Origin of the sequence: Kineococcus sp. TRM81007 (assembly GCF_022669155.1) — a bacterium.
Taxonomy (GTDB): domain Bacteria; phylum Actinomycetota; class Actinomycetes; order Actinomycetales; family Kineococcaceae; genus Kineococcus.
In genome coordinates this window covers 56534-68620 of record NZ_JALBVB010000059.1, presented here as the reverse complement: position 1 = coordinate 68620, position 12087 = coordinate 56534, and the positions used below count along the sequence as shown (strand labels likewise).

The 12087-nt window shown below is 71.8% G+C and carries 9 protein-coding genes and 2 pseudogenes; 6 read left to right on the top strand and 5 right to left on the bottom strand.

The annotated features are described in order from the left end of the window. The first annotated feature begins 205 nt into the window (after positions 1-205). The gene (locus tag MN205_RS19120; protein WP_242125024.1) at positions 206-598 is read left to right on the top strand and encodes a hypothetical protein; all 393 of its coding nucleotides are present in this window, start codon (positions 206-208) and stop codon (positions 596-598) included. A gap of 157 nt (positions 599-755) precedes the next feature. On the opposite strand, the gene MN205_RS19115 is transcribed toward MN205_RS19120, so the two are convergent. Both MN205_RS19115 and MN205_RS19110 read right to left on the bottom strand, forming a co-directional pair. Beyond that, positions 756-1091 (bottom strand): hypothetical protein, encoded by a 336-nt coding sequence (locus MN205_RS19115; RefSeq protein ID WP_242130022.1) that lies wholly within the window; start codon positions 1089-1091, stop codon positions 756-758. Between the two features lie 109 nt (positions 1092-1200). Then, on the bottom strand, positions 1201-2319 hold the full coding sequence (locus MN205_RS19110; RefSeq protein WP_374115991.1) for an IS30 family transposase: 1119 nt from the start codon (positions 2317-2319) through the stop codon (positions 1201-1203). A 305-nt stretch (positions 2320-2624) separates the two neighbouring features. Between MN205_RS19110 and MN205_RS19105 the strand changes: the two are divergent. Then, positions 2625-3930, top strand: a pseudogene (locus MN205_RS19105) (IS256 family transposase). 292 nt (positions 3931-4222) lie between these two features. Further along, positions 4223-6742 carry an EAL domain-containing protein gene (locus tag MN205_RS19100; protein WP_242130020.1) on the top strand — a complete coding sequence of 840 codons (2520 nt, stop codon included), beginning with the start codon at positions 4223-4225 and terminating at the stop codon, positions 6740-6742. Positions 6743-7006: 264 nt separating this feature from the next. On the opposite strand, the gene MN205_RS19095 is transcribed toward MN205_RS19100, so the two are convergent. Next, a complete protein-coding gene (locus tag MN205_RS19095) occupies positions 7007-7483 on the bottom strand; it encodes a hypothetical protein (RefSeq protein ID WP_242130019.1) in 477 nt (158 codons plus the stop codon). Positions 7484-7560: 77 nt separating this feature from the next. Here MN205_RS19095 and MN205_RS19090 point away from each other — a divergent pair, with 77 nt between their 5' ends. Next, positions 7561-8466, top strand: a complete 906-nt coding sequence (locus MN205_RS19090) for a hypothetical protein (protein ID WP_242130018.1) — start codon at positions 7561-7563, stop codon at positions 8464-8466. A gap of 122 nt (positions 8467-8588) precedes the next feature. Here the strand turns inward: MN205_RS19090 and MN205_RS19085 are convergent, their stop codons facing one another. Next, a complete protein-coding gene (locus tag MN205_RS19085) occupies positions 8589-9275 on the bottom strand; it encodes a YafY family protein (protein WP_242130017.1) in 687 nt (228 codons plus the stop codon). Positions 9276-9339: 64 nt separating this feature from the next. Here MN205_RS19085 and MN205_RS19080 point away from each other — a divergent pair, with 64 nt between their 5' ends. Next, entirely contained in the window at positions 9340-9924 is a 585-nt protein-coding gene (locus tag MN205_RS19080) for a dienelactone hydrolase family protein (RefSeq protein ID WP_242130015.1), read from the top strand. Positions 9925-10241: 317 nt separating this feature from the next. Beyond that, positions 10242-11516 carry a multidrug effflux MFS transporter gene (locus tag MN205_RS19075; RefSeq protein ID WP_242130013.1) on the top strand — a complete coding sequence of 425 codons (1275 nt, stop codon included), beginning with the start codon at positions 10242-10244 and terminating at the stop codon, positions 11514-11516. Between the two features lie 184 nt (positions 11517-11700). Here MN205_RS19075 and MN205_RS19070 read toward each other — a convergent pair. Then, positions 11701-12087: pseudogene (locus tag MN205_RS19070) on the bottom strand (methyl-accepting chemotaxis protein); the annotation flags it as partial.

The following is a 12087-nucleotide window of genomic DNA, read 5'->3' as shown; positions in this document are numbered from 1 at the left end:
CGCCCCCCAGGAACAGCAGCAGGCCCACGCCCCACCAGAGGGCGGCAACATCGACCTGGCTGGCTGCGACGGCCGCCACAACGAAGACGAGCACCGCGATCAACGGGGCGCCGTCCCGCGTCGCCGATCGTGCGCGCACGGTGTCCTGCCTGCGGTGTGGCCGGCGTTCCGGGTGCCCGGCACAGTGATGAGTACGGTGGAGCTCGTGAGCAGTTGGCAGCACACGGTGCCCTTGCTGGTGCTGGCCCTGCTGGCGCTGTACACCGGGTGGCAGCTGCGCCCAGCGCGCATGGCTCGGCTGGGACCCAACGCGTGGATCGGGATGCGCTCGGGGAACACCACCGCTTCAGCGGCCGCGTGGCAGGCAGGACACGCGGCGGCCTGGCCGCTGTCCCGGCTGGGAGCGGGCTCATCGCTGGTGGTCTTCGCAGTCGGTGTGCTCGGCGTCATGCTCGCGCCCGCCAGCGCGGCTGAGGCGATCAGCAGTGCTGCCGGGATCGGCGGGATGGTGCTGCTGATGGTGTTCCTGGTGCTGGCGTACCGCCGGGCCGATCAAGCTGCACGGTCGGTGCTGGCCGACACGGCGAAGCGCCGCTGACACCTGGCGGTACCGGGACGCGGGCCGTCGGCGCCGACGCAGGCAGTGCCTACCGCTCGGTGAGCAGGGCAACGCCACGACATCGGCACGAGCGCGACGTCGCCAGCCAGCGGCGACCGCGCACAACGCGGGATGACCGGTAGATCAGGCGCTTGCCTCAAGGACCGCGGCGTTGTCGCAGGGGCCGGTCGTCACCGTCCTCGAAGTAGCTGATCTCGACGTCGGGCAGCTCGTTCTGCAGCTGGTAGGCCAAGCCCAAGCCCTCATCTCGCCAGGCCCGCTCCTGCTCGGCGTCGGGCCAGCGGTAGTCGGTCCGGCCGAGAGCGTTGTAGCGCTCGTTCCACTTCCGCAACTGCTCGACGAGCTCGTCGCTGGCACCGAACTCGCCCGGGTCGACTGTGCCCATGTGGTCGACGTCGCTGTCCCAGACCGGGTCCTGAACGCCCCACTCGGCCATGACCCGCAGGGCGACGGGGCGGTAGGGCTCCTGCACCTGATGAGCATGGCACCCGGTGCCCAGCCTCGGGATCACGCCAGTGGAAGCGGGATCACCCCATCGCGGTCTGGTCTGGCCGCTTGCTCATCGGTGCGGGCTCAGGCGGTCAACGCAACACCTCCGCCAGCACCTGCGAGGGTGACCGAAAACCAAGGGTCTGTCGAGGCCGCTCGTTGAGTTCTCGAGCGATGGCGTCGAAGTCGCCCTGCGTCAGGGTCCGAAAGTCCAGCGATCGAGGCAGGTACTGGCGCAGCAGGCCGTTGGTGTTCTCGTTGGAGCCACGCTGCCACGGGCTCTTGGGGTCGCAGAAGTAGACCTGCACTCCTGTCTGAGCGCTGAAGCGGGCGTGCTGGGCCATCTCATGGCCCAGGTCCCAGGTCAGCGACCGGGCCAGGTGGCTGGGCAGGCGGGTGATCGCCGCGGCCAGCGCGTCGGCGACGGCATCAGCTCGATGATCACCGCGGGGCAGCGCGACGAGCATCAGGAAGCGGGTGGAGCGCTCGACCAGCGTGGCGACCGGGCTCATGCCCTTGCCGAAGACCAGGTCACCTTCCCAGTGACCAGGAACAGCGCGGTCGCTCGCCTCGGCGGGACGTGCAGAGATGTGCAAGGTGCCTGGCCGTGCCCCGCGCCCGTCGGGCAGGCGCACGCCCTTGGGCCGCCGCAGCGCGCGGCCGGTGCGCAGGTAGATGGTCAGCTCGCGGCGCAACGCTCCTCGCGGCTGGACGAAGAGCGTGCGGTAGATGCTCTCGTGGCTGACCTGCATGTCCTCATCGTCGGGGAAGGTGGCTTTCAACCAGCCGGCGATCTGCTGCGGTGACCAGCGGCGCAGCAGCTTGTCGGCGACCAGCCGACACAACTGCGGATGGCTCACCAGCTTCCACGGCTTGGGGCGAGCCGCTCGAGCCCAGGCCCGATCATCGGCCTTGACCGCCCGGTAACGGCGCCGTCCGCCGCCCGCGGTGACCTCTCGGCCGATGGTGGATGGCGCCCGGTGAAGCCGGCGGGCGATCTGACGCAGCGAGCAACCCTCGGCCAGGCCGCGGGAGATCTCCTCGCGTTCGGCCAGGCTGAGTCGTCCCCGGCCGCGGCTGCGCGGGTGCGGGCGGATGCCTCCGCAGCGTTCCAGGTAGGCGCGCACGGTGCCCGGGCACAAGCCCAGGGCCCGTGAAGCCGGCTTGACTGCCATGCCTGATCGCAGCTTGTTCCAGACCGCCTCGATCATCAACGGTGTCAGCTTCTCGAAGTCCCCACGCGGCACGACAGCCTCCCCGAATCACCCGATCGAGGAAGTGTTGCGCTGACCCCTTGAGACCGCCGGCATGAGCGGAAGATCACCCAGCTCCCGCCATGATCCACAGGACAGGGCCTAGTAGTGCTTTGTTAGGTCTTGGGGTGAGTCCCACCGGGTGGTGTAACTGAGGATCGCCTTCCCCGCCGCGATCGGTGTGTCGCACCGGCAGCAGGGAGGGCCACCGCGTGAAGCTCTGCGAGAAGCCGCCTAGCACCTCGTAGAACAGGACCCACACGATGACCCTCGAGCACCAGTCTGCCCTCTCCAGCCTTGTCGAGGCACTCGCCGACGCCGATGGTGGCGACCTGATGCGCCGGTTGCTGCAGGGTGCCCTGCAGGCCCTCATTGAGGCGGAAGCCCAAGCGCACATCGGCGCCGACCGCCACGAGCGGACCTCGACGCGCACCACCCAGCGCAACGGGGTGCGCGAGAAGTTGGTGGCCACCACCGCTGGCGACCTCACCGTGAAGATCCCCAAGACGCGGACCGGGTCGTTCTTCCCGACGCTGCTGGCCCCGCGTCGGCGCATCGACGTCGCCCTGCACGCGGTCGTCATGGAGGCTTACGTCCACGGCGTCTCAACGAGGAAGGTCGACGACCTCGTCCAAGCCCTCGGCGTCGAGTCCGGCATCTCCAAGTCGGAGGTGTCCCGGATCTGCGCGGACCTGGACGGCGAGGTCGCTGCTTTCACCTCCCGTCCGCTGAACGCGCAGGCAACTCCGTACGTGTTCCTCGACGCCACCTACTGCAAGACCCGCATCCGCGGCCGGGTCGTCTCCCAGGCGGTCGTCATCGCCACCGGTGTCACCGCTGACGGACACCGCGAAGTGCTCGGCTGCAACTGGGGGCACCTCCCGCGAAGCGGGGGACGGGGATGCTGAGACCCTCGACTTCTGGAAGCAGTTCCTGACCTCGCTGCGCGACCGCGGACTGCGCGGAGTCCAGCTGGTCATCTCCGACCAGCACCGCGGCCTGGTCGCCGCGATCGAGCAGACCATGGCCGGCACCGCCTGGCAGAGGTGCCGGGTCCACTTCATGCGCAACGTGCTGGCCAAGATCTCCAAGAGCCAGGGCGAGGCGGTCGCGGCGATGGTCCGTACCATCTTCGCCCAGCCGACCCCGACACTGGTGGCCGAGCAGGTCCGCGTCGTCGCCGACACCCTGCGAGCCCAGTTCCCCGCCGTCGCTGCGATGCTCGATGAGGCCGGCCCGGACGTCACCGCGTTCGCGGTCTTCCCCGAGGCGCACTGGCGCAAGATCTGGTCCACGAACCCGATCGAGCGCCTGAACCGCGAGGTCAAGCGCCGCACGGACGTCGTCGGGATCTTCCCCAACCCGCCGGCGGTGCTGCGCTTGGCCGGCTGCGTACTGATCGAAGCGCACGATGAGTGGGCCGTCACCGGCCGCCGCTACCTCTCCGAGGCGTCGATGGCGCTGCTGACCCCACCGGAGCCGACCGCCCTGCCCGTCCACCACACCGGCACCAGCACCAGCACCGACACGGACATCACCCTCGACAGCCTCACCGCCCGCACGGCATAGTCCGAACCGCAGCGCTTCGCGCGACCGCAGTTGCACCACTCCACGGGACGTCACCGTGGATGCGGTGCTGTTGCCTCCTCCGACGCGTCGCGGTGGTGCTGCGGCAAGCAGGTGATTGAGCGCGAGATCGTTCAAGGACGGGTGCGCCGGGTGTCGAGGTGGGGTGGTGCTGTTCTTCACCGCGCGCTCGAGAAGGGCCGGCGACGTGCGCCCTGCCGGCCCTGGCACGGCTGCGTCGCTGTCTCGTGCGGTCTGGGGCGTGGTCGGTTCGGCACCGCGTTCGCTGCTGGTCGTGCTGGCAGCGCAGCTGACGGCGGTGCTGGGGTTGGTGTCGACGTGGTGGGGTCAGCAGGCCCGTGACGATCTCGCCTGGTGGGTCGTGCAGGTGGCGTGCACGCTGACGGTCCTGGCGGCGACGGGGTGGGTCGTGACCTGGCGTGCTCGGCGTTCGGTGGCCGAGCGGCGGGTGTGGACGCTGCTGAGCATCAGCTGCGCGATCTACGGCGCCGGGGTCCTGGGCACGGTGCTCTTCAGCGTCGTGCCGAGCACGGCGGCGCTGCTGGAGGTGCCGGCGGCGATCAGCGCGGTGCTGACCTTCCCGCTGGCCTACCGCGCGGTGGTGCGCTGGAGCCGGCACGGCGCCGGGGTGGATCCGGATGACCTGCTCAACGGGATCAGCTCGGCGCTGGTGGCTGCTGCGGCGATCGCCGCCGCGCTGGTCTACAGCGCTCCGGAGTCCACGCGTGCTCCTGGGCAGTTGTGGGCCTCGCAGCTGTCCTGGCGTCAGCAGCTGCTGGACGTGGAGGTCGCCGCGGTCCTGGTCCTGGTGGTGGCGGCGCTGACCTCGGCCTCGGTCAGCCGCCTGCACCGCGATGCGCGTCTGTGGTTGCTGATCTTCACGTACGCGCTGATCAACATCGGTGCCGTCGATGCCCTGCTGCACGGTGGTGTGCGCCCGTCCTGGTCGCTGCCGATCGCCGCGGTGGGTCTGCTGGCGCTGACGGCAGCGGCGCTGCTGCCGGTGCGCTTCGTGCCCACCCATGCCTCCGACCCGGTGAAGTCCACCGTCGGTGCCTTCGGTGTCGTCGCCGCCGGAGTGACCGTCATCGTCACGGTGCTGATCAGCGACCTGCCCGCCGTGATCGGCCTGTGCGGCGCTCTGGCGGTGATGGGCTCCAGCGTGCGGTTGTTGATCAACCTGACCGAACTGGTGCAGCTGGCCACCTGCCGCCGCCAGGCGCTGACCGATGAGCTGACCGGCATCGCCAACCGCCGCGCGCTGATGCAGGAGCTGAACACCCGCCTGCAGCGCGGCGCCGCCTTCGAACTGCTGGTGTTCGACCTGGACCACTTCAAGGAGGTCAACGACGGCCTGGGCCACGGCGCCGGCGATGAGCTGCTGCGCATGGTCACCCAGCGCGTGCAGCCCAAGCTGCCGGCCAGCGCGCTGCTGGGACGACTGGGCGGTGATGAGTTCGCGGTCATCGCCCCCGTCCTCGCTCCCGCCCCCGCTGTCACCGCCAGCACCTCCTCGCCTCAAGAGCGCACCGGGGAGCACGCCGAGGAGTGCGCCAGTGGTGCGCTGCGCGTGCTGCGGGCCGCCTTCAGCGAGCCCTTCCGCCTGGGCGGGATGAGCGTGCACGTCGACCTCAGCATCGGCAGCACCACCTGGGACCCCTCGAGCACCACCGAGCCCACCGAGCCCACCGAACCCACCGAGCGCGCCCGAGCTGGTGCCGAAGCTGCAGCTGGTACCGGGCCCGGTGACGAGGAGCCGCCGGTGGACGCTGCAGCGCTGCTGCGCCAGTCCGACACCGCGATGTACGAGGCCAAGCGCAACGGCTTGCTGGTCGTGGCCTACGACCCGCTGCGCCACGGTGATACCCGTCACCTGCTCTCACTGGTCGGTGAGCTGCGCCACGCCGTCGGCGCCGGACAGCTGCGGGTGCACTACCAACCCCAGCTGCACACCGGCTCGCACCAGCCGGGAGGCCAGCCAGCGGACCAGGCGGGAGACCAGCCCGGTGATCAGTCCGGCGAGCACGTCGGCGAGCACTGCAGCGGGCAGCTGGCGGGGGTGGAGGCCCTGGTGCGCTGGCAGCACCCGCACCTGGGGCTGCTGGCACCGGGGCAGTTCCTGCCGCTGGCCGAGTCGCACGGGTTGATGGATGTCGTCACCCGCGAGGTCCTGCACCAGGCGGTGGCCCAGCAGGCCGCCTGGCGCGCCACGGGACGCGACGTGCGCGTCTCGGTGAACCTGGCCGCCGGCACCTTGCTGGACGCCTCCTTGCCGCGAAGCATCGAGGCCCTGCTGGTCCGGCACGCGGTGCCGGCGACCCTGCTGGTGCTGGAGGTCACCGAGAGCGCGCTGCTGCGCGAGCCCGAACGCAGCCTGGCCGTCGTGCAGGCCCTGCGCGCTCTGGGCGTGCAGGTCAGCATCGACGACTTCGGTACCGGCTACTCATCGCTGACCCAGCTGCGTCAGCTACCCGTCGATGAGCTGAAGCTGGATCGCGCCTTCACCGTCGACCTGCTCACCGACCCGCGCGCGGCGGCGATCGTGGCCAACACCATCGCCCTGGCCCACGCCCTGGACCTGCGCGTGATCGCCGAAGGCGTGGAGGACGGAGCCACCCTGGCCGCACTGACCCAGCTGGGCTGCGACGAGACGCAGGGGTACCTGCACGCCAAGGCCCTGCCTGCGCCCGCCTTCGACGACTGGCTGGCCCGGCGCGAAGCACTCACCCGCACTTCGTCCCTCGCCGCCCGCACCGGCCCAGTGGGTGCGGGTGCTGCGGGCGACCCGCGATGAGAGTGGGACAGCACGAGCTCCAGCTGGTCGGTGCCGTGGACAGGGCCCGGTACAGCGTGGCCCGCGAGACGCCCACGGCCTGGGCCACCTCACCGGGCCCCAGGCGGGCCAGCACGTCGTCCAGGGCGGGGCGTGCGGCCAGGGCGTCGTGCTGCAAGGGCGGGGTCCTGCGCGGTGGTGGAGACACGGGCGTAGCCGAGCAGGTGACCGCGCCGCTGTCCGGTCGAGCGAGCGGGCGAGGAGGCGGGCACAGCCGGGACCGCCTCAGAAAGCGCCCACACGCCGCTGATGAGACGCCTGTTGCGGACACGGGTTCTGAGACGACGTGTCGCGTCCTCGTGGCCCCTCCCCCGCGGTGCCTCGCAAACGGTCAGCCCGAGACCAGGTGCCCCCTGTCGAGATCACCTCGACCATCTTCTGGAAGTCGTTGCCACGGGGATCAGGCGTGACCCCGTGTCGCCGCGTGCTCCTCTCCAGAGCTGGCTCGACCTGATCGGCACCGCGACCCCGATACGGGGGCATGTCCTGATCGATCGCCTTCACGGCTCGCTTCACGGCGTCGCCCGCCGCACGCTGCAACGCCTTCTCGTCCATCTCGAACTTGGTCATGCGGGCGAGGTGGGCGCCATAACCGGCAACGGCGCCCTCTTTGCCGCGCCGCAGGTGGAACCTCAACCGGACGCCGCGCCGCGGGCTGGTCGTCACCTGTTCGTGCAACAGTCCCTCTTCGTCCGCGGACACGGGTGCGCTGCTGAGCGTGCGGGTTGACCTCGCCCCAGGGGCGACGTCGACGCTCGTCCCACGACCGTTCGGCAGGCGTGAGGGAGAGCACGATGGACGAGAAGCTGAGCGCCGGCGAGTTCGAGGCGCTCACCGGTCTGACGCCGAAGGCGCTGCGCTTGTACGCCGACCGCGGGATCCTGTCGCCGGCGTGGGTGGACCCGGTCAACGCGTACCGCGCCTACGACCGTGCTCAGGTGCGGCACGGCATCTCCCTCCACCTGCTGCGGCGAGCTCAGGTTCCGATGGTGGAGCTGGCGAAGGCCGACGACTTCGACTTCGAGGGTCGGCGACAGGCGGTCGCTTCTCAGCGTCTCATCGAGGACTTCCACCTCGACGTGGCGGAGAGGATCGCCGCCTTCGACCCCGACGACTTCGTCGCCCACCACAGCCCGGCGCCGGCGCTGGAGTGGATCGGCGTCGTGATCGATCTCGGCATCCCCGACGACATCGATGGTCGTGTCGAGGCCTTCAGCGGGCTCGCGATCGATGCACCCGCGGTCGACCGCGCCTTCGAAGAGCTGCTGACCGACGTCGGTGCGCCCCCTTCGGACATCGTCTGGACCGCCGTGCCCGAGGCCACCCGGAACGGGGGCGGGCGGATGCTCATCGCCCGACCTGCGTCACCGCACCGCAAGCCGCCGACCCCGGAGCTGGTGCAGGCCCACGTGCGGTCACGCACCGGGCGCGAGGTGACCGCGACCGCCGGCACCCTGCCGCGTCGCCTCGAGATCACGTTCACCAGCGCCGGTCCGGACGACCCTGGTCCCGTCGAGGAAGCGGCCCTCGGCTACCTGCACCTCCTCGCCTTCGAGCACCACCTCCAGCAGCACCAGCTCACAGCGATCCAGGCCACCCCACGTCAACTCGTCCGCGGCGCCTCCCTGCTCGACGGTCCCGCCCCGATCAGCGTCTTCGACGCCCACCCACCAGCAGGGCTGTAGCCACCGACCGGCCCGGTCTGAGGCGGCTGCCACCGCTCAGCTGCTTCCGGAGAGGCGCTCGGCCGGAGACACGACCAGCAGGAGCTCGTCCTGGCGCGCCTCACCGTCCCGCAGTCGATCGACTACCGGACGGGGCGAGCGTCGGCGGGCGGGGTGCCGAACACGGCCGGGTCGCGCTCGGGGACGAGCTCAGCGGTGAGGTCGGCGCCCTCGATGCGGTCCCAGCGGAACCAGCGCGGGGCGCCACGGGTGCGGCACCAGCCCACGAGGTACCACTGCTCGTCCGTGCGGGCCAGCAGGTGGGGCTCGACCCGCCGGTGCGAGGGCACGCCCGACCGGTCCCGGTAGCGCAGCGCCAGCACGCGGCGCTGCACGAGCCCCTCCTCCACCGCACGCAGCACGTGGGGGCGCTCCGCGGGTGGTCTGCGGACCCAGACCCGGCTGGCGAGCTGCTCGGTCCGGTCGCGGGCCGCGGGGCCCAGGACGTCGAGCACCTTCTCCAGCGCCGCTCGCCCGTCGGCGGCGTACGGCGCGTCACCTCCAGCGGCCAGTGCCACCGCGAGCGCGACCACCTGCGCCGGGGTGAGGTTGACCGGTGGGAGCGTGGCGACCTCGTCCAGGACGTACCCCCCACCCCGGCCGGCTTGCGCCCGCACCGGCAGCCCGGCCTGCTGCAGGGCGGCGACGTCCCGCTTGATCGTGCGGGTGCTCACCTCCAGCCAGTCGGCCAACCGCACGGCGTTGCGTCCCCTTGGCCCGGCACGGCGCAGCTCCTCGCTGAGGGCGTGCAACCGATCGGTGCGGTTCACGACCGGAAGAGTGACAGAAATGGTGACAGGCCGCTGTCACCGACCCCGCTGCACGCTGGGGGGCATGACCGACATCGCCCTGTTCCACTCCGTCCTCGGCGTCCGCGCCGGGATCACCGACGCCGCCACCCGCCTGCGCGCCGATGGGCACCGGGTGCTGATCGTCGACCAGTACGGCGGGCGGAGCTTCGACGACTACGACGACGCCGGTCGCTTCGTCGAGCAGGTCGGCTTCCCCGAGCTGATGCGCCGCGCGGTGCAGGCGGTGCAGGACCTGCCGGACGGCTTCATCGCCGCGGGCTTCTCCAACGGTGGCGGCATGGCGGAACACGTAGCCACCCAGCGGCCTTGCCGCGGCGTCCTCATGCTCTCCGGTGCGCTCCCGGTGTCGATGCTCGGTGCGCAGGGCTGGCCGGCCGCGGTGCCCGCTCAGATCCACTACAGCGAGCACGACCCCTTCCGCTCACAGGAGTGGATCGACGCCGTGGTCGGGGATGCGCACGCGGCCGGCGCCTCGATCGAGGTCTTCGACTACCCCGGTTCCGGCCACCTGTTCACCGATCCGAGCCTGCCTCAGGAGTACGACGAAGCAGCCACCACGCTGCTGTGGCGACGCGTACTGGCCTTCTGCCGCGCCCTCGGTGATTGACGCCGGCCACGGCAGCGGCGCTGTCCCGCACGGCGACCGCCTACCGCGCCGTCGAGCGAGCTGGTGGACGTGCGGTGGTCTCCGGCTGCGGCCCTGCCGGTGCTCACGGCCCCGTCTCCTGGTGGACGGAGCCGTGAGCGCCGCGGAAGCCCTGCTGTTCGCTGGTCGCACGGGGGCGGGTGCGACGTCCGGGCTGCCGGTGGCGAGACGGGAATGGATCCGTGTCGTGCGCCGGTTGTCGTCCTCGCCGCGTGGACGGGGAGCCACGGGCTCCTGTGCGCTCGGCTGACCCCAGCCCCGCGACGGAAGATCCCCACATGACCTCGCGCACGGACCTCCCGCCCGCCACCGGCGCGAGCGGCCCGGTCGAGCCGTCCCGCCCGAGCATGGGGCGCACCGCCCTGGTGCTCGGGGCCTTCGTCGCCGTCGGGCCGCTGACCATCGACATGTACCTGCCGGCCCTGCCCACGATCGTCACGCAGCTGCAGACGACCGAGGCCGCGGTGCAGCTGACCTTGACCGGCACCCTGGTCGGCCTGGCCCTGGGCCAGCTCGTGATCGGTCCGCTCTCCGACGCCCTGGGCCGGCGGCGACCGCTGCTGGCCGGCACCGCCCTGCACGTGCTCGCCTCGCTGCTCGTGCTGCTGGCACCGAACATCGCCGTCCTCGGCGTGCTGCGCGTGCTGCAGGGCGTGGGCACCGCGGCCGGCGCCGTCATCGCCCTGGCGATCGTGCGCGACCTGTACGACGGGCGGGCAGCGGCCACCATGCTCTCCCGGCTGTTCCTGGTGATGGGCGCTGCCCCCGTGCTCGCCCCGACCATCGGGGGCGAGGTGCTGCGCTTCACCTCCTGGCGCGGGATCTTCGCCCTGCTCGGCCTCTACGGGCTCGTCCTGCTGGCGGTCGGCGCGCGGGCGCTGCGCGAGACCCTGCCGCCCGAGCGGCGCCGTCCCCTGCGCCTGGGCGCCACCGTGCGGACCTACCGCGCTCTGCTGCGCGACCGCACCTACCTCGGCCTGGTCCTGGTGGCCGGGCTGACCATGGCCGCCCTGTTCAGCTACGTGGCCGGCGCCTCGTTCGTGTACCAGGGGCAGTTCGGCCTGGACCAGCAGCAGTTCGGGCTCCTCTTCGGCGCCGGCGCCTTCTGGCTGATCGCGGCCACCCAGCTCAACCCGCTGGCCCTGCGCCGCTTCGCCCCGGCCCAGGTGCTCCTGGCCGGCACCCTCGGCGGCCTGCTCGCCGGCACGGCGCTGCTGGTGCTGTCCACCACCGGCACCGGTGGCCTGGCCGGGGTGGTGGCACCGCTGTGGGCGGTCCTGTTCTGCACCGGCCTGGCCCTGCCGAACGCTCCGGCACTGGCCCTGTCCCGGCACGGTGAGGCCGCCGGCGCGGCCGCCGCGCTGCTGGGAGCCGTCCAGTTCGGCGTCGGCGCGCTGGTCTCGCCGCTCGTGGGCCTGCTCGGCAACGACGCACGCGCCATGGGCGTGGTGATCCTGGCCGCCCTGACGCTCGGCACCGCCGTGCTGGTGCTGCTCGTGCGGCCCTGGCAGCTCGCGGGTGAAGCCGGCCCCGCCGTCGCCGCCGGTCACTGAAGGGGCCGGCGCCGCACCCGCGCCCTGCGCCGTGGAGCTGCGAGCAGCGCCGCGGGGAGGGCGACGACCGGGGTGGTGACGACCTCCAGGAGTGAGCTGTTCGCGATATCGCCCGCCTGCACCCGGAGCACCACCACGGTCGTGCCGATCGCGCTGACGCACCGGACCGCGCCGACGGCAGCGGTCAGTAGCGGAAGGCGCTGACCAGCTGCTGCAGCTCGGCGGCGGCGCGGGAGACCTCGCCGGCGGTGGTGGCGGTGTGCCCGGCGCCGACGGTGGTCTGCGTGGCGGTGGCCGCGATGCCGGAGATGTTCGCGGCGATCTCCTGGGAGCCGGTGGAGACCTCCGCCACGTTGCGCACCATCTCCGACGTGGTGGCGGACTGCTCCTCCACCGCGGCGGCGATGGTGGACTGCAGCGCGTCGATGCGGGAGATGACCTCGGTGATGGCCGCGATCGCGCCGGCCGCGGCGGACGCGTCGGCCTGGGTGGCACCCACCCGGCCGGTGATCTCCTCGGTGGCGCGGGCGGTCTGCTGGGCCAGCTCCTTGACCTCGCCGGCCACGACGGC